This window comes from Streptosporangium sp. G11 (genome assembly GCF_051192615.1).
GTDB lineage: Bacteria > Actinomycetota > Actinomycetes > Streptosporangiales > Streptosporangiaceae > Streptosporangium.
Window position 1 is genome coordinate 171724 of record NZ_JBPJUQ010000008.1, and the last position, 25288, is coordinate 197011.

A 25288-nucleotide genomic window follows, 5' to 3' on the forward strand; every position below is an offset into this window, starting at 1 on the left:
ACACAAGAAGATCATCTGATGGTGCGGGGTGAGCGGTGACGGGTCCTCGCGGGCCGGGGTCCGGAACGCCGGAGCGGATCGGTGACCATCGGGTCTCGCGGCTGCTCGGCGAGGGCGGGCAGGGCGCGGTCTACCTGGGAGAGTCGCCCGGCGGGGCGCAGGTGGCGGTCAAGGTGCTGCACGCCCGGCTCGCGGCCGACCCGGCGATCCAGCGGCGGTTCCTGCGCGAGGCGGAGGTCGCGGCGAGCGTGGCCGCGTTCTGCACGGCCAGGGTCATCGCGACCGGGGTGGCGGACGGGCGGCCGTACATCGTCAGCGAGTACGTGCCGGGCCCCTCGCTCGACGAGCTGGTCAGGACCGGCGGGCCACGGGCCGGCAGCGGCCTGGAGCGCCTGGCGGTCGCCACGCTGACCGCGCTGGCCTCGATCCACCGGGCCGGGGTCGTGCACCGGGACTTCAAACCGGGCAACGTGATCCTCGGCCCGGAGGGGCCGGTCGTGATCGACTTCGGCATCGCCCGCGCGCTCGACCACATGACGAGCAGCGATCAGCTGGCCGGTACGCCCGCCTACATGTCTCCGGAGCAGATCGCGGACGAGCCGCTCACGGGAGCCTCCGACATGTTCTCGTGGGCCAGCACGATGATCTTCGCCGCGACCGGGCGGCCGGCCTTCCCCGCGAACAGCGTCCCGGCGATCCTGCACGCGATCCTGTCGGGCGAGCCCGACGTCTCGGGCCTGCCCGACCCGCTGCGCCGACTGGTGTCGGCCTGCCTGGCCAAGGACCCGGCGGCCCGCCCGACCGCCGCCGGCCTGCTCCGCGACCTCACCGGCGACAACGTGGCCCGGCCGCTCACGGGCGGGCGGGATCCCGGGGAGCGGCTCGCGGAGGGGTCACGGCCGGGCGGGCCCCCATCGGGTGGTCCGCCGTCGGGCAGGCCGCCATCGGGCGGGCCCTGGCCGGACGGGTGGCCGCCGGACGGCCCTTGGCCGGGAGGACCGCAGGGGGGCGAGCGGTGGCCGGGAGGGAACACGGTCGCCTACCCCGACCGGAATCCGGGAGCGCGGCCCGGCATCCCCGCGGGGGCGCAGCACGGCGGGCGCACGCTTGTCGATCCGTCCGCCCTCGCCGGCCCGGTCGCCGGATCGGGGCTCACCCCCGGGGGGCGTGGCGACCTTGACGGCGACCCGACCTCGCCGTCCACCGGGCCGGCGCGTCACGGGCCTTCCGGGAGACGCTCCCGGGGGCCGGTGATCGCGGTTGCGGCGACGGTCACGGCCCTGGCCCTGACGGCCGGAGTGCTGCTCGTGCCGCCCCTGTTCGGCGAGCAGGAGGCGGCGAGCGCGCCCAAGGCGGGGGCGTCCCTCGACCTCGCGGCGTTCCCCCAGGTCGATGTCGTCGACAAATTCGCCGACGACACCTCCGGGCAGTACGCCGCGTACCGGGAGAACGGCAACGAGATCCTGCCGGTGACCACCGCCGGGTCGGGGAAGTTCTCCGGGACCGGCTCGGTGCCGTTCTTCGGCCTGGTCGCCGGGACCGGAACGCCGTCCTCAGGCGACGCGGTCAGCGTGCTGACCACCGGCACGTTCGCCGGTACCGGGCAGCCGGAGGACAGCGTCTTCGTAGGCTGGGTGAAGGGCGGGAACGACTACGTGACCGCCTGGTACAACAACACGCGCAAGGACACGGGGATCAACGTCCGGGTGAACGGCGCCTACCTCGACACCCCCGGCCAGTCCTCGCTGGCCCTCGAACCCGGAGACCGCTTCGCGCTGCTGCTGTCCGGCAACAGGATCACCTCCTACGCCGAGACCGGCGGGGTGTGGCGCCGGTTGATCACCGCCGACATCGGCGATGTGCTCACGACCCCGCAGGCACGGCAGAAGTACCGGTACGGCTTCGGCCTGCGCGGCTCGACCGGCACGATCGGCATCGCCGGAACAGAGGGCCGCAGCGCCGAGTAGGCGCGTCCAGGCCATCGTCGAGATCCCCGAGGTGGACCACCCTGGCTCCGTCCGCCGGCCTCGGCCTGTCGAGCGGCGATGTTTGCACCACCTGTGGCTGCTCTCGCCGGTCGCCTGGGAATGGTCACCGTATGACTACCAAACCAGAAGTACAGGTGCGCCGGGTCTACGAGGAGCCGGCGCCCCAGGACGGTGCCCGGGTACTGGTCGACCGGATCTGGCCGCGCGGGCTGTCCAAGGAGAAGGCGCACCTGGAGGAGTGGTGCAAGGCGGTGGCGCCCTCGACCGAGCTGCGCACGTGGTACGGCCACGATCCGGCCCGGTTCGAGGAGTTCGGCCGCCGCTACCGGGCCGAACTCAAGGATCCCGAGCGGGCCGCGGCGCTGGAGCACCTGCGGGAGATCGCGAGGAGCCGGACGGTGACGCTCCTGACCGCGACCAGGCAGGCCGACATCAGCGAGGCCGTGGTGCTCGCCGACCTGCTGCGGAGTTGAGCGAGGCCGTGATCCTCGCCGGGCCGCCGCGGAGTCGAGCAGGGCCATGATCCTCGCCGGGCCGCCGCGGAGTCGAGCGAGGCCGTGGTGCCGGCCCGCCGCGGATTGTCGGGCGCCGTCCCTGACGAGCCCGGCACGGGAACGAAGGCGGGGCCGGTCGTCCGGCAGGGCGGGCGCGGGTCGCCACCGGGTGTCGAATACGGTGAGCAGGTGTCGGTCAGCGACCGGTGGCCCGCAGACGGCCGCCGGGTCGAGCGAGAGCAAGGAACGCAGTGAAGCTTCTTCATTCCGGGAAGGTCCGCGACGTCTACGAGGATCGCGGGGACATCGTCCTCGTGGCGTCCGACCGGGTGTCGGTGTACGACGTGATCCTGCCCACCCCGATCCCCGACAAGGGGAAGATCCTCACACGGCTGTCGCTGTGGTGGTTCGAGCAGCTCGCCGACATCGTGCCCAACCACGTGATCTCGGCGACCGACGTGCCCGCCGAGTTCGAGGGGCGTGCGGTGCGGTGCCGGAGGCTGGACATGGTGCAGGTCGAGTGCATCGCGCGCGGCTACCTGACCGGCAGCGGGCTGAAGGAGTACCAGGCGCACGGGTCGGTGTCGGGCGTGCCGCTGCCGCCAGGGCTGGTCGACGGCTCCAGGCTTCCCGAGCCGATCTTCACCCCGAGCACCAAGGCGCCGCTGGGGCAGCACGACGAGCCCATCTCCTTCGAGGAGGTCGTCGCCCTGGAGGGCGCGGAGGCCGCCGAGGAGTTCAGGCGGATCACGCTGGAGGTATACCGGCGCGGCTCCGAGCTCGCCGCGGAGCGGGGCGTCATCATCGCCGACACCAAGATCGAGCTGGGCCGGGCCGCCGACGGCACGCTCGTGCTCGGCGACGAGGTGCTGACCTCCGACTCCTCCCGCTTCTGGCCCGCCGACCGGTGGGAGCCCGGCCACGCGCAGTTCTCCTTCGACAAGCAGTACGTGCGCGACTGGGCGACCGGCACGGGCTGGGACAAGAAGGAGCCCGCCCCGGAGGTGCCCGCCGAGGTCGTGGAGGTCACCCGGGAGCGCTACATCGAGGCGTACGAGCGCATCACCGGCAAGACCTGGTGAGTGCCCGGGGGGCATGACCTCCCGCCGGCGCCCGCCGGTTCAGAGGGAGAGCCTCCGCTCGACGGCGGCGCCCACGATGGTCGGGCCCGCCTGGGCCGCCTCGCCGGGCGTCCCGAAGTCGGCCACGATGCAGGTGATGTTGTCGGGGCCACCGCCCCGGTTGGCCAGGTCGATGAGCCAGCGGGCGGCCTCGTCGGGGTCGGAGATCTCGGTCAGCGTGTTGAACAGGGTCTCGGGTCCGACCACGGCGGTCAGGCCGTCGGAGCAGAGCAGGTAGCGGTCCTCGGGGAAGGCCTCGCGCAGCGACAGGTCGAGCTCGCCGTCGCCGGTGCCTTCGAGGACCCGCAGCACCATCGACCGGCGAGGGTGCTCGGCGGCCTGCTCCGGGGTGATCCGCCCCTCGTCCACCAGCGACTGGACCAGGGTGTGGTCGTGGGTGATCTGGTAAAGGGCCCCGTCGCGCAGCATGTAGGCACGGGAGTCGCCGACGTGGGCCAGGGCGAAGGTGGCGCCGTCCCAGAGCATGGCGGTCAAGGTGGTGCCCATGCCGCGAAGCGTGGGATCCTGCTCGCTCATGTCGCGCAGCGTGTGGTTCACGTCTCTCGCCGCGCCCTTGAGCGCGGCGAGCAGGTCGACACCGTCGGCGGGCAGGGTGTCGTCAAGCTTCGCCATGGCTGTGACGGCAAGTGAGCTGGCGACCTCTCCACCCGCATGACCACCCATGCCGTCGGCTATGGCGAGCAGGCGCGCGCTCGCGTAGCCCGAGTCCTCGTTCGCCTCACGGCGGACACCCACGTCGGAGCGGGCCGCGTAGCGCAGTGCAAGTGGTTGGTTCAGTGCCATGAGGGCAGTAAATCATTGGTTGAAGCACTTCACAAGCAAAGTCGTTGTAGACCGTTGCGGCACAGTCAACTACTGTGGCCCACCATGGAGGAGAGCCAGGAGATCACCGTGAACGCGGGCGACATCGCCCGGCTCGCCGGGGTCGGCAGGGCTGCGGTGAGCAACTGGCGCCGCCGCCACGAGGACTTTCCCCAGCCGGTGGGCGGCACCACCTCCAGCCCGCTGTTCTCCCTGCCCGAGATCGCCGTGTGGTTGCGCGCGAACGGCAAGTCGTTCGAGGTCTCGCTCGGCGACCTGGTCTGGCAGCGGATGCGCACCTCGGTCGACGACCTCAGGCTGGGCGAGCTGGTGGCCAAGGTCGGCGCGTTCCTGCTGTTCCTGCGCCGCGAACCCACCGCCTGGCGTGATCATGGCACGAAGTCTCTCACCCGCGTGGCCGAGGTGACGACGGACCTTCCCGGCTCCGCCGATCTCCGCCTGGACGACCTGGCTCTTGTCCGGCTGGTGGCCGAACTGGCCGCCGAACGCGGCCCGCTGGAGGTCTTCGAGTTCCTGTTCGAGCGCTACGCCGAGGCCCACTCCCGCCGGCTCCCGGTCACCAGGGACGACGTGGCCGCGCTCATGGTCCGGCTGGCGGCCGGGGACGGGGGCGTCGTCCTCGACCCCGCGTGCGGCGTCGGGACGCTGCTGCTGGGCGCGGAATCCTGGGCCTGGCGGCGGGGAGACGCTCCGGCGGACCGGGAGGAGGGTGCCGGGGCGGGACGGAAGAGCGTCCTGATGGGGCAGGAGATCAACGAGACGAACGCGATGCTCGCCGCCGTACGGGTGCTGCTGCGCGGAGCCGAGGCGCGGATCGTCGCCGGCGACTCCCTGCGCGAGGACCGCCTGACCGGCGAGCCCGCCGACGCCGTGGTCTGCGACCCGCCGTTCAACGAGCGCGTCTGGGGGCACGAGGAGCTCGCCACCGATCCGCGCTGGGAGTACGGGCTGCCACCGCGCGGGGAGTCGGAGCTGGCCTGGGTGCAGCACTGCCTGGCCCGCGTGAGGCCGGGCGGCCTGGTCGCGATCCTGATGCCCACTGCCGCCGCCAGCCGCCGTCCCGGCAAGCGGATCCGCGGCAACCTGCTCCGGGCGGGGGCGCTGCGGGCCGTGATGACGCTGGCGCCCGGCGGCCCCGACCTGTGGATGCTCCGCAGGCCCGACGGCGGGCGTCCGCCGTCCCAGCTGCTGGTGGTGGACGCCGGCGAGGACCTGTCGATCGTGGAGCCCGCCTGGCGCGCGTACGTGGAGGACCCCGAGGCCGAGCTGTCCGGCGAGAGCCGGACGGTGCGGATCATCGACCTGCTCGACGACGAGGTCGACCTCGCCCCGTCCAGGCACCGCCCGCAGCACGGCGGCCTCGACCTCCTGCGCGACTTCACCGACGCCCTGGCCAGGTTCAAGGAGACCTCGGCCCTGCTGTCGGACGCCACCCCCGCCCTCCAGCCGCTCGCCGAGCGGCAGGACCTGCCGACCACCACGGTCGGCGAGCTGGCCAAGGCGGGACTGATCACGATCCTGCAGGCGCCGCCGAGGATGTCCGCCGACGAGGGCCCGCTCCCGGTGCTGACCGCCGACGACACCGCGGCGGGTGCGCCCCCCTCGGGCCGCACCACCCTCGACCCGGCCCTGGTCATGGTCAGGCCGGGCGACGTGGTGACCACCGTGCTGGGCGCGGTCAGGATGATCACCCAGAGCGGCGCGGCGCTCGGCCCGCAACTCACGCTCTACCGGGTCGACCCGCAGCGGCTCGACTCCGGCTTCCTGGCCGGTTTCCTGCGTTCGGCCGACGCGGCCAGGATCCATCCCAGCTCCAGCCGCCTCGACGTGCGGCGGGCGCGGGTGCCCATGCTGCCCCTGTCGGACCAGCGGATGTACGGTACGGCCTTCCGCGAGCTGTTCGAGCTGGAGGACAGACTGCGCGAAACGCGGACGCTGGGGGAAACGCTCATCCGGCTAGGCTTTGACGGACTGGTCGACGGCCATCTCCGGCCGTGCGACCAAGGGGCGTGACGCCCGCAGGTCCATGGGAGGGTCGATGGTCATCGGCGACCGATACGTGCTCGACGACCTCCCACTTGGCCAGGGGGGCATGGGGGCCGTCTACGGCGGCCACGACAAGCACCTCGACCGCAGGGTGGCCGTCAAGTTCCTGAAGTTCCTCACCGGCCCCGACGAGGAGCTGAAGCGGCGTTTCCTGCGCGAGGCCCGCATCCTGGCCAGGCTGGAGCACCCCGGCGCTCCGGTCCTGTACGACTTCGGCACCTTCGATCAGCGGCTGTTCCAGGTGATGCAGTTCATCGAGGGTGTCACCGTGGCCGACGTGGTCAGCGAGCACGGCCCGCTCCCGGTGCCCTGGGCGGCGGCGATCGCCGCCCAGGCCTGCGCGGTGCTGACGGCCGCCCACGCGCTGTCCATCTACCATCGCGACCTGAAGCCGACCAACCTGATGCTCTGCCCCGACGGGAGCGTGAAGGTCCTCGACTTCGGCCTGGCCGTGCTCCGCGAGTCCGGCTCGACCCAGTTCACCCGGGTGGGCCAGATCCTCGGCACCCCGTCGTACATGGCGCCCGAGCAGATCCAGCGCGGCCTGTCCGGCCCCCGCAGTGACCTCTACGCCCTCGGGTGCGTGATCCACGAGATGCTGACCGGCCGCCAGCTGTTCACCGGCCCCACCGAGTACGCCGTGTTCGAACGCCAGGTGAAGGAACGCCCGCCGGAGGTGCCCGGGGTCCCGGACGAGCTGAACCGCCTGGTCGCCGAGCTGCTGGAGAAGGACCCCGGCAAGCGCCCCGCGGGCGCAGACGTCCTCTACGAGCGGCTGCAGCCCTTCGCGGTGGACCTGCCGATGCTTCCCGGCTTCCTGCATCCGGCGTCGACGCCGAGCCCGGGGCGGATGTACGCGCGGATGGTCGGCCGGGTCCTGGCCTGACGGGGTCTGACGGGGTCGACGGGGTCGACGGGGTCCGACGGACGCGTGGCGGAGTCTGGCAGAGGCCGGCGGACTCCAACGGACTCCAACGGACTCCGGCGGACTCCGGCGGATGCATGGCGGAGCCCGGCGGACGCTTGGCATCGCAGCGCGGTGGCGTGGCCGCGTGACGAAAACGACGGAGCCCGACAGAGCCTGGCGAAACCCAGCGAAACCCGGCGCGTGGCGTCTGTGGCGTCGCAGGGCGTGCTCCGCGGCCCTCGCCGCCGAAATCCCCGTCGCGAGTTCCTAACGGTCGGCGGTCGCCCTGTCGGCCTCCGACGTCTCCCGGCCGGGATCCGGCCGCTCGGCGTCCGGGGTCTGCCCGCCCCGGGACCGCGCGACCCTGGCGTCCCGCGCCGCCTGCCCGGCCGCGCCCGGCCCGGTCTGCACGTTCTGAGTGTTCTGCGCTGTCTGTCCATCCTGCGCCGTCCGCGCGTCCCGGGTGGCCTCGCCGGAGGCGGCGGTCTCGATCTCGCGGGCGGCCCACTCGGCCCACTCGCGCTGCATGGCGCTGGCGCGCAGGCCCCACTCCAGGGCGAGCCTCCCGTAGACGGAGAGCCGCTCGGACCCCTCGGTCAGCGGACGGATCCGGCTGAGCCGCTCGTACTGCTCGGCCGCGACGGCGCCCTGCCGGGCCAGGTAGGCGCCGGCCTGGGCGGGATCGACCATGCCCAGGAAGAAGACCCGGAGCAGCATGTCGCTGCGACGGACCTGCTCGGGCTCGACCTCGATCAGCCAGTGACGCAGCTCGGCCAGGCCGGGCTCCGTCAGCGCGTACTCCTTGCGACCTCGCGGCCCCTCGGCGACGACCTCGATCAGCCCGGCGTCGGCGAGGCGGCCGAGCTCGCCGTAGAGCTGGCTCTGGGTGGCGGCCCAGACGTTGTCAAGGGAGATCTCGAAGACCTTCATCAGGTCGTAGCCGCTCGCCGGGCCCTCGGAGAGCAGACCCAGGATCGCGTGTCGGAGGCTCATGACGGCATCTTACATTCCTGTATTGACATGTCAGTTATGGAAGTTCTACGTTCGACATGTCACTAGTGGAATATCAAGGAGGGATCATGACCCCGTCCTACCTGCAGGGCGATCTAGCGCCGGTTCCCGACGAGATCGACGCCCACGACCTTCCCGTCGAGGGGACTCTCCCCACCGAGCTGACCGGGCGCTATTTCCGCAACGGCCCCAACCCGTTGCCGGGGCAGGACCCGGGTCACTGGTTCGCCGGGCACGGCATGCTCCACGGCGTCCGCCTGCGCGACGGCCGCGCCGAGTGGTACCGCAACCGGTGGACACGGACCACCGCGCTCACCGACGACGCCCGGTTCTTCACGGACTCCGGCGAGCGCGACCTAGCCGCCGTCACCGCCAACACCAGCGTGATCCGGCACTCCGACCGGTTCCTCGCGCTGGTCGAGAGCGGCCTGCCGTACGAGATCGGCCCGGAGCTGGGCACGATCGGCGCCTGCGACTTCGGCGGCAGACTCACCACGGCCATGACCGCCCACCCCAAGGAGGACCCGCGCACCGGGGAACTGCTGTTCTTCGGCTACGGCTTCGCCCCTCCGTACCTCACCTACCACCGGCTGTCGGCCGGCGGCGAGCTGGTCGAGAGCCGGCGGATCGAGGTCCCCGGGCCGACCATGATGCACGACTTCGCGATCACCGAGAACCACGTGGTCTGGCTGGACCTTCCGGTGATCTTCGACATGGAGGTGGCCATGGAGCGCCGCGGCCTCCCCTACCGCTGGGACGACGCCTACGGCGCCCGGCTCGGCGTCATGAGCCGGGTCGACGGGCGGGTGCGCTGGTTCGACGTGGACCCGTGTTACGTCTTCCACGTCGGCAACGCCCACGAGGACGCCACGGGCCGGGTGGTCCTCGACGCGATCCGCTACACGCCGCGGAGCTTCCGGAACGCGTGGGAAAGGATCAGCGGCGGCACGGGCGGGGTTCCCGGCCCCACCGCCTCGGGAGACCTTCAGCTGGGAGCGAGCCTGCACCGGTGGACGCTCGACCCGGAGAGCGGCGTCGCGAAGGAGGAGCGCCTCGACGACCGTGCGACCGAGTTCCCCACGGTCAACACGACACGAACCGGGCTCCCCAGCCGCTACCTGTACACCGTGGCCCACAACGCGATCGTCAAGTACGACGCGAACACCGGCGCGAGCGACATCAGGGAGACCGGCGGCGCGACGGGCGAGGCCGTGTTCGTGCCCTCGGGAAACGCGCGTGCCGAGGACGACGGCTGGCTGATGTCGATCGTCACGACGGGAGGCGACTCGTCGCTGCGGGTGCTGGACGCCGGCACGCTGGAGCCCGTGGCGACGGTACGGCTGCCGCGCCGGGTGCCCGCGGGCTTCCACGGCTCCTGGTTCGCCGACGCCTGACCTCGTCTCCCCCGGGCCGGGGTAGGGACGGGGCCTCGGCGATCGGGAAGAATGCGACCCGTGGAAGGTCGATGGGTCGAGGTGGCGGACCGGGTGCTGGTGCGGCGGTACGCCGAGCTGGACCTGTCGGTGGGACTGGTCATGGGCGACGGCGGCTGCCTGGTGGTCGACACGCGGGGGGACGAGCGGCAGGGGGCGGAGCTGCTCGCGGAGGTCAGGCGGATCACCCGTGATCCGTGGACGGTGGCGATCACCCACTCGCACTTCGACCACAGCTTCGGCACCCGGTCGTTCCTCGGCCGTCCCGTCTGGGCGCACGAGGGCTGCCGCGCGGACCTGGTCGAGAACGGCGGCCGGGCCAGGGACGAGTGGGCACGCTATTACCGGGACCTGGGGCGCCCCGACATCGCCGACGACATCGCGAAAACCGAGATCGTGCCGCCGGACCACCTCGTGACCGACCGGACGCGGCTGGTCGTCGGGGGCCGCCCGATCGTCCTGGCCCACCTCGGCCGCGGCCACTCCGGCAACGATCTGGTCGTCCACGTGCCTGACGCCGGGGTGGTCTTCGCCGGGGACCTGGTGGAGAACGGCGCGCCGCCCGCCTACGAGGACGCCTACCCCCTCGAATGGCCCGCCACGATCACCCGGCTGCTCGACCTGCTCGACGGCGGCCTCGGCGAAGCGGCCCTCTCCGGTCACGGCCCCGGCGACGCGACCGGCCCCTGGAACGGTGACACGACCGGTTCCGGTCACGGTGACACGGCCGGCCTCCGGCACGGTGACACGTCCAGCTCCAGTCCCGGTCACGGTGACACGGCCGGTTCCAGTTCCGGCTCCGGCTCCGGCTCCGGCGGCACGGTCGTTCCCGGTCACGGCGACCCGGTCGGCCGCGCGTTCGTCGTCGCCCAGCACGCGGAGATCTCCGCCCTGGCCCGTCTGTGCGAGCAGGTGACCGCGGGGCTCCTGTCTCCCTCCGACGCCGTGCGCCTGTCGCCGTACCCCGAGGAGACCACCGGGATCGCCCTCGGCCGCGCGGCGGGTCACCTCTGACAGGGGCAAGGGCACGGGGGCCGCGGAAGGCGCCTCCGGCGTGACAAGGTCGCGCCGGACGGGGTCGTGGCCGGAGAAAGCGCCGGGCTCGCGTCCGGCGGTCCCTCAGGGGCGGGAAAGGTCGGTCAGGGGCGGGAAAGGTCGGTCAGGGGCGGGAAAGGTCGGTCAGGGGCGGGGGAGGTCGGTCAGGTAGGCGGTCAGGGCGTCCAGGTCCTGGAGGAACCAGGTGTCACCCCCAAAGTCGATCATGACGTCCAGTTCCGCCTCGATGATGTCGACCAGGCGGATCGTGGCGATCGAGGTGATCCCCATGGCGACGAACGAGGTGTCGGAATCGAGAATCTCCTGGGCGGAGATCTCCCCGTCACACGCCGTGGACAGGGCCCCGGCCAGCCACAGCCGGAGAGGGTCCCCGGAAAGGGGGACGCCCTCCCCCCTCGCTTCCCCGGCCCGTTCGGCCACCGCGGTCTGCCCGGCGGGACCGGCGGGCTCCACCGGACCCGCCGGACCGGCGACGTCTTGCTGACTCATCGAATACCTCCAGTGGGAGACCCCGGGTTCCAGCCCCGGGGAGGGGGTCGGGTTCTCCCCCGGCCCGTCGGTCGTCGCGGGGGAAAACCGTCGGAGTCGGAGTCGAAGGGGAAGGGGAAGGGGGACCGCGCTCAGGAGCCGTCCGTGCCGAGCATCCGGGCGACCTCCTCGTCCGTCAGCGCGGACAGCTCCTCCATCAGGATCCGCTCCACCGTGACCGCGAGATCGGCCACCGTGCGGTTCCTGAAAAGCTCGCGAATGGGGACGTCGATCCCGGCGACCGTGCGCAGGCGGGAGCCGACGCGCACGGCGAGCAGCGAGTGGCCGCCCAGCGCGAAGAAGTCGTCGAGCGCGCCGACCTTACCGACGCCCAGCACCTCCTGCCAGACGCCCGCCACGAGGATCTCGGCGTCGTTCCTGGGCTCCACGAAGGGCCTGTCCTCGTCGAGGTCGAGGCCGGGCGCGGGGAGGGCGCGGCGGTCGATCTTCCCTCCTGTGGTCACCGGCAACTCGTCCAGGGCCACCCAGACGTCGGGAACCATGTACGGCGGGAGCGCCTCGGCGAGGTCGCGCCGGAGCTCCGCCGGGTCGGCGGTGCCCGCGACGTAGGCGACCAGCCTGTCCTCGCGGGCGGTCACCGCCACCTGCCGCACACCGGGGTGGGCGAGAAGGCGTCCCTCGACCTCGGCGGGCTCGATCCTGAACCCGCGGACCTTCATCTGGTCGTCGACGCGGCCCAGGAACTCCAGCAGGCCGTCCGCGCGCCACCGGACCAGGTCCCCGGTGCGGTAGAGCCGCCCCACCTCCGGGTCGTCGAGGAAACGCTCGGCGGTCAGGTCCGGGCGGCCGAGGTATCCCCTGGCGAGTCCCGCGCCGCCGAGGAGCAACTCGCCGGGGACACCGGGCGGCACGCGGCGCAGCGGCCCTCCCGAGGCGCCGGGCGGCGCGCGGTGAGGAAGCTCCCCGGAGACACCGGACCGCGTGCGGCGGAGGTCCTCCCCGGCGGCACCGGAGGGTACGCGGTGGCCCCTGGGGTCGACGACGACCGCCCGGGTGCCGCCGATCGGCCGTCCGATCGGCGGGCGCCTCTCGGCGTCGGCGGAGCCGAGATCGGCCGCGGTGGCGATGATCGTGGCCTCGGTGGGCCCGTACGTGTTGACCAGCCGGACCCGGTCGCCGAACCGCTCCCGCCAGCGGGCCACGGCTTCGGCGTGCGCCTGCTCGCCGCCGAGGATGACCAGCCGCAGCCGTTCCGGCCAGGCCACGTCGTCGATCTGGTCGACCAGCCGGTGCCAGTAGGCGGTCGGCAGGTCCAGCACGGTCACCTCGCGCCCCCGGGGTCCGGCGAGCACCTCGGGAAGGGTGACCGCGCCGCCCGGCAGGAGTTCGAGGGCCGCTCCCGAGGCCAGGGCGGGGTAGATCTCCTCGGCGTGCGCGTCGAAGCCGAGCGCGGCGAACTGGACCACGCGGTCTCCCGGCCCCAGGCCGTACGCCTCCCTCATCCAGGCCACCCGCTCGGCCAGGGCCCGGTGCTCGACCACCACGCCCTTGGGCTGCCCGGTGGACCCCGAGGTGTAGATCACGTACGCGGCGTCGTCACCGCCGGCGAGATGCGCGGTCTCAAGCTCCCCGGGCTCCCCGGGCTCCCCGGGCTCCCCGGGCTCCCCGGGCTCCCCGGGCTCCAGGTCTTCCAGGACCAGCACCGGGACGTCCCCCGGCGGCGGGCCGTCGAGGGGGCGGGAGGTCACCAGGAGGGCGGCCCCGCTGCCGGACAGGATCGTCCTGACCCGTTCCTCCGGGAGTTCGGGGTCGACGGGCAGGTAGGCGCCACCGGCGCGCCACACGGCGAGCAGTGCCGCGACGACGTCGATCGACCGGTCCGCCAGGACCGCGACGACCGTCTCCCGTATGACGCCGTGGCGCCGGAGCAGGGCGGCCAGCGAGGCGACGCGACGTTCCAGGCCCGCGTAGGTCAGCGTCTCGTCGCCGCAGCCCACGGCGGTCGCGTCCGCGTGCAGGGCGGTCGCCTCCCCGACGAGGTCCGGCACGAGGGGACCCGGGACGAGGTCCGCCGCCGCCTCGTGGACGCGCAGCCGGGCGTCGTCCTCGTCGGTGCGCAGCGGCAGCGCGGAGAGGGCCCGGCGGGGATCGGCGGCGACCGCGCGGCACAGGACGGTGAACCGGCCCGCGAGGCGGGCGACGGTCTCGGCCTCGAACAGCTCGGCGTCGTAGCCGAGCGCCAGGAAGAGCCCGTCGTCGTCCCGCCACATCTCCAGCATGAGGTCGAACTTGGCCTGCCGGTATCCGGCGTCGAAGAACTCCAGGTCCAGGTCGGCGAGGGAGTCCCTGGTGCCGTCGTCCTGGCTGTGCAGGATGGCCATGGTCCGGAAGAGCGGCGTACGGCTCAGGCCGCGCTCCACCCCCAGCTCCGTCACGAGCTTCTCGAACGGCACCTCCTGGTACGCCATCGCCTCCAGCAGGATCGTGCGCGTACGGCCCACGAGGTCTGTGAAGGAGGGGTCTCCCGACAGGTCACCCCGCAGGACCAGGGTGCTGGCGAGATAGCCGACGACCGGCTCCAGCTCGACGCGGTCCCGCCCCGCGTAGGAGGAGCCGACCATGATGTCGTCCTGGCCGGTGTGGCGGGCCAGCAGCACCTGGTACGCGGCGAGCAGCACCATGAAGAGGGTCGCCCCGCACTCCTGGGCCACTTCCTCCAGCCGCGCGGCGAGCTCGGCGGGCAGGCGGAAAGAGTGGGATCCCCCGCTGTGGGAGGAGATCGGCGGGCGGGGGTGGTCGAACGGCAGCTCCAGCACGGGCGGGTCGGCGAGCCGCTCGCGCCAGTAGCCGAGCGCCGCCCCGTCGTCGTGGCCCCGCTGCCAGAACGCGATGTCCCCGTACGTCACCGGCGGCTCGGCGAGACCGGGCTCGGTCCCGTCTTTGCGCGCGGCGTACAGGACGGCCAGGTCGTCGGCGAGGACGTTGAGCGACCAGCCGTCGCCCGCGATGTGGTGGAGGATGAAGCAGAGCACATGGTCGTGCTCGGCGAGGCGCAGCAGGCTGACCCGCAACGGGGGCGGGCCCGTGAGGTCGAAGGGGGCGTTGGTCCGCTCCGCGACCAGCCTCCGCGCCTCCCGCTCCCTTCCCGCGAGCCCTTCGCCGCTCTCTCCTCCGGCGGTTCCGGGGCCGGCCCCTCCCGCGGGCCGCCCTTCCCGCACGCCGCCCACCGGTTCCCCGCCGGAGAGGTCGATGTGCTCGATCAGCGGACCGGTCGCGGGGTCGGTGATCGCGACCGGCCCGCCGTCCACCTCCGGGTAGCGGGTGCGCAGGGTCTCGTGCCGCGCCGCCAGGTCCCGGAGAGCGTGTTCCAGCGTGGCGGTGTCGAGATCGCCGCGCAGGCGCCAGACGGTGAACATGTTGTACGCCGCGTCGTCCGGATCGAGCCGGTGCATGAGCCAGAGCCGCTCCTGCGCGGGCGAGAGCGTGAGCGGCGTACCGTCGGGGCGCGGACGCAACGGGGCGGCACGGCCGTCGCGGTCGTCCGCGGGGCCGGACGCGGCGGTGCCGACGGCCTCGGCGAACCCGGCGATCGTCGGCCGGCCGAACAGCTCCCTGACGGGAACCTCCACGCCGAGCAGCGCCGCGATCCGCGCGGTGACCTTGACCGCGAGCAGCGAGTGCCCGCCCAGGCCGAAGAAGTCGTCGTCGGCGCCGAGCCGGTCGGCGGCCACGCCCAGCACCTCGGCGAAGATCCCTGCCACCTGCCGTTCCAGGTGGCTCTCCGGCGGGCGGCCGTGCCCGGCGGACGGCCTGCCGGGCACGGGAAGCGCCTTGCGGTCGAGCTTGCCGTTCGGGGTGAGGGGCAGGGCGGTCAGCGGCACCACGACAGCGGGCACCATGATCGCGGGCAGCGACCGCGCGACGTGCTCCCGGAGCTCCGCGAGGTCCGGCTCCCGGATGGCCGGGGTGGTGCCGGCGGCCGCGTCACCTCCGGCACCGGGTCCCGCTCCCGCTCCCGCTCCCGCTCCCGCTCCGGGTCCGGGTCCGGGTCCGGGTCCGGGTCCGGGTCCGGCGACACGGTCCTCGGCGGTGACGGCGGCCGGGGCGGCGGGTCCTCCGGCGACGGGCGGGGCCCCGACCACGTACGCCACCAGGGTGTCGTCGACGATCGCGGCGACCGCGCGGGCGACCCGGGGGTGGGTCTCCAGGGCGGCCTCGACCTCGCCCAGCTCGACGCGGTGGCCTCGCAGCTTCACCTGGCCGTCGGCCCGGCCGAGGAACTCCAGCCGCCCGTCCGCCAGCCATCTCACCCGGTCGCCGGTCCGGTACAGGCGCGACCCCGGGGGTCCGAACGGGTCGGGCAGGAAGCGCTCCGCGGTCAGGCCCGGCCGGTTCAGGTAGCCCCGCGCCAGCCCCGTCCCCGCGATGAACAGCTCGCCGACCACCCCGACGGCCACCGGGTCGAGCCTCTCGTCGAGCACGTGGACGCGGGTGTTGGCCAGCGGCCTGCCGATCGCCACCGCCCCCGGCTCGGCGGGCACCGGCTCGCGGGTGGACCAGATCGTCGTCTCGGTGGGCCCGTACACGTTCCACATCGCCCGTACACGCCCTCGCAGCGCGCGGGCGAGGGCGGGCGGCAGCGCCTCGCCTCCGGCCAGTGCGGTCACCCTCGGCCCGTCGAATCCAGCGTCGAGGAGCGCCCGCCAGCCCGACGGCGTCGCCTGCACGTGCGTCACGCCGTGCGCGGCGGCGAGCCTCACCAGCGCGAGCGCGTCCGGCGCCTCCGCGCCGCCCGCGACGACCACCCGGCCGCCGCTGACCAGCGGGAGGAAGAACTCCAGCACGGAGATGTCGAACGACAGGGAGGTGAGCGCCAGCCAGACGTGGCCGGGTCCGGCGCCGAGCAGGTCCTTCATGGCCAGCAGCAGGTTGACCACGGCGCGGTGCTCGATCGCGACCCCCTTGGGGCGGCCCGTCGAGCCCGAGGTGTAGATCACGTACGCGAGGTCGTCCGGCGTCGCGAGCGGAGCGGGAGGCGTACCGGGTTCGCCGGCGAACGCCCGGGGGTCCTCGACGAGCAGGACCCGGGCGGTGCTCTCCGGCAGCCTTCCGCGCAGGCGCTCCTCGGTGAGGAGCAGCTCCGCGCCCGAGTCACGCAGGACGAAGACGAGGCGCTCGGCGGGGTAGTCCGGGTCGAGGGGCAGGTAGGCGCCGCCCGCCCTCATCACGGCCAGCAGCGCGACCAGCGTCTCCAGCGAGCGGGTGGCGCACACGGCCACGACGGCGCCCGGCCGCACGCCCTCGCGCCGCAGCCGGTTGGCCAGCCGGTTGACGCTCGTCTCCAGCTCCGCGTACGTCAGGCTCCGCCCTCCGCACGTGGCCGCGACGGCCCCGGGCTCCCCCGCGACCAGGTCGTGGAGGGTGGCCTCCGGGCGCGGGGCCGCGGTGTCGTTCCACGCGGTGAGGGTCAGCTCGCGCTCGGCCTCCGGCGGGAGGCCCAGCTCCGACAGCCGCGTGCCGGGGTCCTCGACGGCCCTGCGCAGCATGGCCGCGACGTGCTCCGCCATGCGTTCGGCTGTGCCGTGGTCGAACAGGGCCGTGCTGTAGACGAGGGAGAGTTCGAGGCCGCCGTCCCGGCGCCCGAACTCCAGCGACAGGTCGAACATCGCCGATCGCGCGTCGCCCGGGTCGACCGGTTCGGCGGTGACGCCGGGCAGGGTCAGGGCGGTGCCCTGATAGTCGTGCAGGACGAGCTGGGCCTGGAAGAGGGGCGTGCGGCTGAGGTCCCTGGGGACGTTCAGCTCGCTCACCAGGCGGTCGAAGGGCAGGGCCGCGTTGGTGTACGCCTCCAGGGCCGCGCGACGGACCCGGACGAGCAGCTCCTTGAAGGTCGGGTCGCCCGACAGGTCCCCGCGGATCACCAGCGTGTTGAGGAAGAGCCCGATGAGCGGCTCCAGCTCGTCCCCGTCCCGTCCGGCGATCGGCGTGCCGACGCAGATGTCCTCCTGGCCGGAGCGGCGCGACAGCAGGACCAGGTACACGGCGAGCAGCACCATGAACGGCGTGGTACGGGTGCGCCGGGCGAGCCCGTCGACGCCGTCGGCCAGCTCGGCGGGGAGCCGGAGCAGGGCGCGGCCGCCCTCGGAGGTCCTGACCGGGGGACGCGGCCGGTCCGTCGGGAGTTCCAGCGTCGGCGGGTCGGCCAGCCTTCGCCGCCAGTGGCCGAGCCGCTCGTCCGCCAGGCCGTCCGAATGCCCGCGCTGCCACAGCGCGAAGTCCGCGTACTGGATCGGCAGCGGCGGCAGCGGCGACGGATCTCCGGCCGGGAGCGCCTCGTACAGCGCGGCCAGCTCGCGCGCGAACACGCCGACCGACCAGCCGTCCACGGCGATGTGGTGGAACACGACGAAGATCGCGTGCTCCCGCTCGGACAGGCGCAGCAGGCCCGCCCGGAGCGGCGGCTCGCCCGCCAGGTCGAACCGCCGCTCGATCTGCTCCCGGACGAGCCGCGTGGTCCGCGCCTCACGTTCCGCCTCGGGAAGATGCGACAGGTCCAGCAGCTCCAGGTACGGCCGGTCGCCGGCGGGGCGCGGCTCGTCGACGATCTGGACGGGAGCGCCGTCCCTACTCGGGAAGCGGGTTCGCAGGATCTCGTGCCTGGCCACGATCTCGGCGAGCGCCCGTTCCAGGGCGGCGGGGTCGAGCGGCCCCCTGAGCCGTTCGGCGATGAAGATGTTGTGGGCGGCGCCGCCGCCGGTCCGCTCCAGCCGGTCCAGGAACCACATGCGCTCCTGGCCGAACGAGAGCGGCAGCTCGCGGATGCCATCGGGCCGGGGTGTGATCCCCTCCCGCGCGTCCCCCCGCGCGAGCATGTCCATCCCTAGACCTCCCGCCGGAGAAACGCCGGAGCCGTTCTCATGACGGCCTCCCCACTGGCAGATCGCACACCCGAAAGGAGTTTCCTCATAATCACAACAAAAGACTGTCAGAGAAAAACATAAATCCGCAAGGAGTAGACATTTAGCCTCGCGTACCCATATCGCTTCGGGAGAGGCGCCGACTGAGCCCCGGACCCCGCGCCGCCGGTGGACGTACCGCTGACAACATGTTGCCTGGCACTAGTTGCCGACGCCCGCTCCGCGAAGGCGGGGTGCGGAAGGTTGACCGCGCCGCCGCCGGGAGTGTCTGATCATTGTCGGCGAACGGCTTCGCGGGCGGATTCGCGGCTCGCGGAGCTCGCGGAGCTCGCGGAGCTCGCGGAATCGCGCCGGGCACGGTCCGGCGGTCGCCCACGACGTTCTCTCCCTCCGCTCGCCGTTCCTTCCTGATCGTTTTCGGCGTCGGACCCCGGGAGGGATTCCCGATATTCGAAGGCGGGGGCTTTCTTGACAGGACCCGGCTGGTCTCCGGACGCGCGGGTGGTGCGCGACGGGCCGCTCACCTGGGCCCAGCACGAGTGGGTCCAGTGGATCCCCACCGACACGGACACCTCCTACGAGGACAACATCTGCGCCGCCGTACCGGGGCGGGACCTGCCCGTCGGCCAGGTCGTCGCGGCGGTGCGCGACGTCCTCGCCCGGCACGAGGGGCTGCGGTCGCTGGTCCGCCGCGCGGGGCGCGAGGACAGCCTCCAGTACGTCTGCCCGGTCGACGACCGGCTGGACGACGTGATCCAGGTGATGGAGGACGAGGCGTCCTTCAGGCGGCGGTTCGACACCCCGTGGCGGCGCACCTGCTTCAGGATCGGCGAGCAGTGGCCCGTCAAGGCCGTCCTGGACGCGGCGGGCGGGCGCGTGCGCCGGATCGACCTCGTCGTCGACCACGTCGCGATCGACCCGTGGGGGATGCGGGTCCTCTGCGACGACCTGAACCACGCCCTTCGCGCGCGGGCCGCGGGCCGCGAACCGTTCGGCTCCGGCCTCGCCGTCGAGCAGCCGATCGACGCCGCCCTCTCCGAGGCCTCCCCCGCCGGGGTGGCCTACCAGCGGCGGGCCCTGGGCTACTGGGAGCGGCGGCTGGGCGAGATCGGCAAGGCGCTCGACGGCCACGTGCCTTCCGCCCCCTCGCGAGCCTCCCTCGTACGGCCCGGCCGGCCGGGCCGGTCAGGCGTGTCCCGGCCCGGCGCGTCCCCCTCAGGCGCGTCCCCGTCGGGCGCGTCCGGCCTGTCCGGCGCGTCCGACGAGGGGGAGTTCCGCTCCTGCTGGCTGGCGTCCCGCCGCGCGGGGCGGGCGGCCGGCGCCATAGCGCGGGCGACGGGCGTCTCCCCCTCCGCCGCCTTCCTCCTCGCCTTCGGCACCGCCGTCTGCGCGGTGGAGCGGTCGTCGCGGGCCGGGATCTTCGCGATCTCGGCGAACCGCTTCTCCGCCGGGGCGGGACGGTCGGTGCGCAAGGCCACCATGACGATGCCCGTGCTCCTTCCCGCGTTGTCCACCGGCTCGCCGGGGGCCGCGTACCGGAGGGCGCTGGCGGACTGCGCCTCCCAGCAACTGTCCGGCCACCGGTTCGCCAACGCCGACCCGTACGCCACGGAGCGGATGTGCGAGGAGATCCTCGGCGACCTGTACAAGACCGGGGTGGCCTACCCCCGGTTCAGCTACATGGACGAGGGGGTCGCGGACGACCTCAACACGCTGTGGCCCGCGGGCGACGACGGCTTCCCCGGCGACGAGGACGACCGGATCGTCACCTTCTCGCCACCCCGCCCGCTGGGCGCCCGCTACATGATGACCGTCCTGCACCGCCCCGCGGGCGCCGTGTTCAGCCTCCAGTGGGGTGACGCGACCGGCTGGGGGGAGACCGCGGAGGACATGCTCCTGTACATCGAGGACCTGATGGTCTGGGCCGCGTCGGAGTGCGCGGGAGACCCTCCGGCACTCGGCGGCGCGGTCCCGGCGACCTGACCCGGGACGACGTCCGCGAGACGGCGACACGGTCGGGGCGGCGGGGTGGCGGGGCGATCGGGGGCGCGGCCGTCACCGGTCCGGCGGCGGTCCGGCACAAAGCGGGGACGGGGCGGGGATGGGGCAGGAGCGGGACGGGGACACGAGTGCGACGATCCGGCACGGAACGGCCGCGGCGAGTACCGCGGTGGCACGATGAGACACCGGGAGGACCCCACATGGACGCCCAACGTGATGATCGAGGACCGGCGGTCTCCGGAGGCGCCGTCGTCCCGCGGGACAGGCACCTCGACTGGGACGGTTGCCACAACGTCCGCGACCTGGGCGGTATGCGCACCGCCGACGGCCGCGAGACGCTCTGGGGCGCCCTCGTCCGCTCCGACGCCCCCGAGCGCCTCAGCCCGGCCGGATGGCGGGCGCTCGCGGACCACGGCGTCCGCACGGTTGTCGACCTGCGCAACGACGGCGACTGGCGGGGCGGGACGGTGAGCCGTCCCGCCGGTCTGACCACCGTGCGCGTGCCCCTGGACGACCGGGGGGACACCGAGTTCTGGTCCGGACCGGCCGAGGGCCTGTACGGCACCCCGCTGTACTACCGGCCCTTCCTGGAGCGGAAGGCGGAGCGGTGCGCCGCCGCCATATCGGCGATCGCCCGCGCCGAGCCGGGCGGCGTCGTCGTGCACTGCATGGCGGGCCGCGACCGCACCGGCCTCGTCACCCTGCTGATGCTCGCCCTCGCCGGCGTGCCGGCCGCCGACATCGCCGCCGACTACGAGCTGAGCGCCGAGCGGCTGCGGCCCCTCTTCGTCAAGCTCGGCGAGGCCGACGAGGGTCCCAGGATCCAGGCGATGCTCGCCCGCGCGAACACCACGGCCCGCGAGGTCATCGAGGCCACGGTGGAGTCGCTCGACGTCGAGTCCTACCTTCGCGGGGCCGGGCTCGGCGACGACGACCTGGCCGCCGCCCGCACCCGGCTCGTCGGCCCCGCCGCCCGCACGGCGCCACCCGCTACCTGAGCGGTGCCACCACCTGAGAGCCACCCCCGGGCCCGAACGGCCGGGAGCCGCCGCCCCTCGCCTTCACCGCCCGTGCGGCCTCGGCGTACACCTCCGTCAGCCTGTCGACGGCCTGGTCCCAGCCGAACCGGGACGCGTGGGCGATCGCCCCCTCGCCCAGTGCCCGCAGCGACCGGGGCGCGGCCACGAGGTCTCCGAGCACGCGGGCGTACGCGGCCGGGTCGTGCCCGTCCACGAGCACTCCGGAGATCCCGTCCCGCACCGCGGTGCGGAGGCCGCCGACGGCCGCGGCGACCACGGGGGTGCCGCACGCCTGGGCCTCGACGGCCACCAGGCCGAACGTCTCGGCGTGGGAGGGCACCACGACGACGGTCGCCGCCCGGTACCAGTCGGCGAGCCTGGGCTGCGGGCAGGGCGGTTCCAGCCGTACCTGACCGGTGATGCCGAGCGTGGCGGCGAGCTTGCCCAGGTGGTCGGGCCGGCCCCAACCGGCTCCGCTGGGCCCGCCCACGACGGCCACGACGAGGCGCCCGGCGAGGCCGGGGTCGTGGCGGATCATCCTGGCCGCGGCGAGCAGCAGGACGTCCGGCGCCTTGAGCGGCTGCACCCTCCCGGCGAACAGCAGCACGACGGCGTCCGGGGGAAGGCCGAGCGCCCGCCGGGCCCCGGCCCGCGAGCCGGGGCGAAACAGGGACAGGTCGACGCCGGGATTGACGGTCCGCACCCTGGCCGGGTCGGCCCCGTACAGCGTGACCAGCTGGCCGGCCTCCTGCACGGTGTTGGCGACGAGCCGGTCGGCGGCGGCCACCACCTCCGTCTCCCCCGCGATGCGCCCGGCGGGTTCCGGCTTGTCGCCCGCCGCGAGCGACGCGTTCTTGACCGCGCCGAGCGAGTGCATGGACTGCACGAGGGGAACGCCCCAGCGTTCCTTGACGACCGCCCCCACCCGCCCGGCCAGCCAGTGGTGGGCGTGCACGAGGTCGTACCTGCCCGTCACGCGCAGCATCTCGGCGGTGAACGGGCCGAGCGTGGCCGGCAGGTCGTTCTTGTGGAGTTCCCTGGGCGGTCCCGCGGCCAGGTGCCTGACCAGCACGCCGGGGGCGAGTTCGGCCAGCGGCGGCGCGGCGGGGGTGTCGGCGCGCGTGAAGATGTCCACCTCGACGCCCAGCGCCGCCATCCGCCGGGCGACCTCGACGATGTAGACATTGAGTCCCCCGGCGTCGCCCCCGCCCGGCTGGGCGAACGGGGAAGTAAGGACGCTGACAGTCGCGATCCTCCGGGGAGGGGGAAGGCGTCGCGGCACAGGCATTCACCTCCGCTTGAGCATTCGCCCGGGGCGCGTCGTCCTCCGCTCCCGCGGCCGGGAATCTCCGGCGACCGGAACCCCGGCACCGGTGCCGGGTTCGCGAGCGGCGCGGCGCGAGCCGTCCGCCTCCCGGGCGACCGCGCCGTACAGGATCTCGGCGGAGGCGTGGAGAAGTCCGGCGAGGTACGGCTGCCGCACGCGGCGCCCCCGCCGTTCTCCCGGGACGGAATCCGGAAGTCGTGCCCGGCCGTCGTGGGATCACGTGGGGCCGGGTGTGGTCGTCGCGGTCCGGCGGGACACGCCGGTCGCGAACTGTGAATGATCAGACACTCTCGCCGGCGGCGTCGTCAACCTGTTGACGCGGGCGTCACGGCACAGGACATTGGCAACAATTGGCCACCCCGATGGTGCCAGCGCCCTGGTGTGCGGTTACGTTCGCGACTCCCGGGAGAGGTCCCGCGGCGGCTCCCCACGGCTTACCGGCCCTTGGACGCAATCAGGAAAGCGATCCAGACAGTTCTTCACAACTATCTAGCAATCTTGTGCAATTTTCTGGCACACTCTGGCAAGAATAGCCGCAAGGGGGATAAGGCTTGTGGGTGGACTTTCTGACCAACTGCGTGCCCTGGACGAGGACACCGCCTCCGTCTACTTCAGGGCACTTCACAGGGGCCACATCGGTACGGCCCGCGACGTCGCCGAAGAGCTCGGCCTCGACCCCCGCACCGTCGAGGACGCGATAGAACGGCTGACCCGCCTGCACCTGCTCCGTCCGGAGCCGGGACATCTGACCAACCTCCTGCCGGTGAACCCGGAGATCGCCGCCGCCTCGCTGATATCGCCGATGGAGACGGAGATCCACCACCGGCGCGACCTGATCACCGGAATCCGTACGCGGATGCACTCCCTGATGCACGGATATGACGAGGTGCAGCGCACCAGGAAACCGGCGAACCCGCTGGAGGCGCTGCCCGACGGCGCGGCCGTGCGCGGATCGCTGCACATGGCGGCGGAGGCGTGCGAGCGCGAGATGCTGAGCGTCGAGCCGAACGCGCCCTCCTGGGCCGACCTCGACGACACGCTGACACGCAACCTCGCCATGCTGGAGCGGGGGGTGCGGATGCGGATGCTCTACCAGCACAGCGCCCGCGCCGACCTTCCCACCCGGGGGCACATCAAGAAGCTCATCGCCGCCGGTGCCAGCGTGCGCACCACACCCCAGCTCCCGAACCATCTCGTGATCTTCGATGGGGAGATCGCCTTCATGTCCCGGCCGGGCGAGGCGGGTGCGGCGCCGGGGGCGGTCGCCGCACGCGACCTGTCCGTCGTCGGATTCCTGTCGGAGGTCTTCGAGCACCTGTGGAACTCCGCGACCCCCTACTCCGCCTCCGACCTGGGCTACCAGGGCGCGACGGACGAGATACAGCACGCCATCGTCACCCTGCTGGCCCAGGGCTTCACCGATGAGGCCGTCGCCCGCAGGCTGGGGATGTCCGTGCGCACCTGCCGCCGCCACATCGGCGCGCTGCTCCAGAACCTGAGCGCGGTGAGCCGGTTCCAGGCCGGGATCCGGGCCGCCGCGAGCGGATACGTCGACGCGAGGTGACCCCTTCGGGTTCCCGCCGCCGGGGGCGGGAACCCGCGAGACCACCGGGGCCCGCCCGATAAAAACCCTGCCCGGAAAGCCCCGCACCCGCCGGGTACCGGCGGGAAGACCACCACCGAACAGAGAGGGCGGAGCGGAGCCATGCCGTACGACCGTCGCATTCTCCTCGTCCACGCCCATCCCGACGACGAGTCCATCGGGACGGGAGCGACGATGGCGAGGTACGTCGCCGAGGGAGCTCACGTCTGCCTGGTGACGTGCACCCTGGGCGAGGAGGGCGACGTGGTCCCTCCCGAGCTGGGCCATCTCGCCGCCGGGCGGGAGAACCGGCTGGGCCCCTACCGCGAGGGCGAGCTGGCGGTGGCGTGCGCGGCCCTCGGCGTGGACGACCACCGCTTCCTCGGCGGTCCCGGACGCTGGCGCGACTCCGGCATGATGGGCTCGCCGTCCAACGACCACCCCGACTGCTTCTTCCGCGCCGACCTCGACGAGGCCGCCGCGGAGCTGGTCCGCGTCGTCAGGGAGGTCAGGCCCCAGGTCATCGTCACCTACGACGACAACGGCTACTACGGCCACCCCGACCACATCCAGGCCCACCGGGTGGCGTGGCGGGCGTTCGAGAAGGCCTCCGACCCCTCCTTCGGGGAGGGCGAGCCGTGGCGGCCCTCCCGGTTCTACGTCACCGCCATGCCGCTGGAGGAGTTGGAGCGCGCGGTGGGCACCGGCCCGTTCAAGCGGGTCGGTTCCGTCGAGGAGTTCGGCTTCGGCGTCCCCGGCGAGCGGGTGACGACGCGGGTCGACGCGAGGGCGCACCTGGGCGCCAAGATCACCGCGCTGCGGGCGCACCGCACGCAGCTGAGCGTGGACGGCTCGTTCTTCGCGCTCTCCGACAACGTGGGGCAGCCCGCGCTGGGCGTGGAGTACTACACGCTGCTGGCGGGCGAGCCGGGCCCGCCCGGCGAGGACGGCCGCGAGAGCGGCCTCTTCGGCTGACCCCGCCCGCGTACGGCGCCGGAACGATCGCCGGTGCCGCGGGACGCGCGAGAGAGCGAACGGCGGCGCGGGCGGTCAG

At 73.2% G+C, this 25288-nt stretch carries 16 protein-coding genes and 2 pseudogenes; 11 read left to right on the plus strand and 7 right to left on the minus strand.

Annotation, left to right across the window (positions count from 1 at the left end):
* Window positions 1-35 precede the first annotated feature (35 nt).
* The 3 genes from ACSDR0_RS11315 to ACSDR0_RS11325 all read left to right on the plus strand — a co-directional run bounded on the left by ACSDR0_RS11315 (window position 36) and on the right by ACSDR0_RS11325 (window position 3564).
* Window positions 36-1967, plus strand: a complete 1932-nt coding sequence (locus tag ACSDR0_RS11315) for a serine/threonine protein kinase (RefSeq protein WP_435288719.1) — start codon at window positions 36-38, stop codon at window positions 1965-1967.
* A gap of 131 nt (window positions 1968-2098) precedes the next feature.
* Window positions 2099-2461, plus strand: coding sequence for a DUF488 domain-containing protein (locus ACSDR0_RS11320; protein ID WP_435288720.1), 363 nt, complete (start codon window positions 2099-2101; stop codon window positions 2459-2461).
* Between the two features lie 272 nt (window positions 2462-2733).
* Complete coding sequence (locus tag ACSDR0_RS11325) at window positions 2734-3564, plus strand: phosphoribosylaminoimidazolesuccinocarboxamide synthase (RefSeq protein ID WP_435288721.1); 831 nt, start codon at window positions 2734-2736, stop codon at window positions 3562-3564.
* 39 nt (window positions 3565-3603) lie between these two features.
* On the opposite strand, the gene ACSDR0_RS11330 is transcribed toward ACSDR0_RS11325, so the two are convergent.
* Window positions 3604-4407, minus strand: coding sequence for a PP2C family protein-serine/threonine phosphatase (locus tag ACSDR0_RS11330; RefSeq protein ID WP_435288722.1), 804 nt, complete (start codon window positions 4405-4407; stop codon window positions 3604-3606).
* An 84-nt stretch (window positions 4408-4491) separates the two neighbouring features.
* On the opposite strand from ACSDR0_RS11330, the gene ACSDR0_RS11335 reads away from it, so the two are divergent.
* Window positions 4492-6459 carry an HsdM family class I SAM-dependent methyltransferase gene (locus tag ACSDR0_RS11335; RefSeq protein ID WP_435288723.1) on the plus strand — a complete coding sequence of 656 codons (1968 nt, stop codon included), beginning with the start codon at window positions 4492-4494 and terminating at the stop codon, window positions 6457-6459.
* Window positions 6460-6484: 25 nt separating this feature from the next.
* Window positions 6485-7378 (plus strand): serine/threonine-protein kinase, encoded by an 894-nt coding sequence (locus ACSDR0_RS11340; protein WP_435288724.1) that lies wholly within the window; start codon window positions 6485-6487, stop codon window positions 7376-7378.
* A 288-nt stretch (window positions 7379-7666) separates the two neighbouring features.
* Here ACSDR0_RS11340 and ACSDR0_RS11345 read toward each other — a convergent pair whose 3' ends face one another.
* Complete coding sequence (locus tag ACSDR0_RS11345; protein ID WP_435288725.1) at window positions 7667-8392, minus strand: PadR family transcriptional regulator; 726 nt, start codon at window positions 8390-8392, stop codon at window positions 7667-7669.
* Window positions 8393-8478: 86 nt separating this feature from the next.
* Here ACSDR0_RS11345 and ACSDR0_RS11350 point away from each other — a divergent pair, with 86 nt between their 5' ends.
* On the plus strand, window positions 8479-9804 hold the full coding sequence (locus ACSDR0_RS11350; protein ID WP_435288726.1) for a carotenoid oxygenase family protein: 1326 nt from the start codon (window positions 8479-8481) through the stop codon (window positions 9802-9804).
* A 60-nt stretch (window positions 9805-9864) separates the two neighbouring features.
* Window positions 9865-10857, plus strand: a complete 993-nt coding sequence (locus tag ACSDR0_RS11355) for an MBL fold metallo-hydrolase (protein ID WP_435288727.1) — start codon at window positions 9865-9867, stop codon at window positions 10855-10857.
* A gap of 165 nt (window positions 10858-11022) precedes the next feature.
* On the opposite strand, the gene ACSDR0_RS11360 is transcribed toward ACSDR0_RS11355, so the two are convergent.
* The 4 genes and pseudogenes from ACSDR0_RS11360 to ACSDR0_RS11375 all read right to left on the minus strand — a co-directional run.
* Window positions 11023-11388, minus strand: a complete 366-nt coding sequence (locus tag ACSDR0_RS11360; RefSeq protein WP_435288728.1) for an acyl carrier protein — start codon at window positions 11386-11388, stop codon at window positions 11023-11025.
* Between the two features lie 131 nt (window positions 11389-11519).
* Entirely contained in the window at window positions 11520-12107 is a 588-nt protein-coding gene (locus tag ACSDR0_RS11365; protein WP_435288788.1) for a phosphopantetheine-binding protein, read from the minus strand.
* Between the two features lie 336 nt (window positions 12108-12443).
* Window positions 12444-13436, minus strand: a pseudogene (locus tag ACSDR0_RS11370) (AMP-binding protein); the annotation flags it as partial.
* Window positions 13437-13490: 54 nt separating this feature from the next.
* Window positions 13491-18266, minus strand: a pseudogene (locus ACSDR0_RS11375) (amino acid adenylation domain-containing protein); the annotation flags it as partial.
* A gap of 507 nt (window positions 18267-18773) precedes the next feature.
* Between ACSDR0_RS11375 and ACSDR0_RS11380 the strand changes: the two are divergent.
* Together ACSDR0_RS11380 and ACSDR0_RS11385 are read left to right on the plus strand one after the other, a co-directional pair.
* Window positions 18774-20288 carry a hypothetical protein gene (locus ACSDR0_RS11380; RefSeq protein WP_435288729.1) on the plus strand — a complete coding sequence of 505 codons (1515 nt, stop codon included), beginning with the start codon at window positions 18774-18776 and terminating at the stop codon, window positions 20286-20288.
* Between the two features lie 218 nt (window positions 20289-20506).
* Window positions 20507-21304: a tyrosine-protein phosphatase gene (locus ACSDR0_RS11385; RefSeq protein WP_435288730.1), complete on the plus strand. Its 798-nt coding sequence runs from the start codon at window positions 20507-20509 to the stop codon at window positions 21302-21304.
* Here the strand turns inward: ACSDR0_RS11385 and mshA are convergent.
* A complete protein-coding gene (mshA, locus tag ACSDR0_RS11390) occupies window positions 21297-22613 on the minus strand; it encodes a D-inositol-3-phosphate glycosyltransferase (RefSeq protein ID WP_435288731.1) in 1317 nt (438 codons plus the stop codon). The genes ACSDR0_RS11385 and mshA overlap by 8 nt on opposite strands.
* A 592-nt stretch (window positions 22614-23205) precedes the next feature.
* On the opposite strand from mshA, the gene ACSDR0_RS11395 reads away from it, so the two are divergent.
* Window positions 23206-24216, plus strand: a complete 1011-nt coding sequence (locus ACSDR0_RS11395; protein WP_435288732.1) for a hypothetical protein — start codon at window positions 23206-23208, stop codon at window positions 24214-24216.
* A gap of 141 nt (window positions 24217-24357) precedes the next feature.
* Window positions 24358-25209: an N-acetyl-1-D-myo-inositol-2-amino-2-deoxy-alpha-D-glucopyranoside deacetylase gene (mshB, locus tag ACSDR0_RS11400; protein ID WP_435288733.1), complete on the plus strand. Its 852-nt coding sequence runs from the start codon at window positions 24358-24360 to the stop codon at window positions 25207-25209.
* The last annotated feature ends 79 nt before the right edge of the window (window positions 25210-25288 follow it).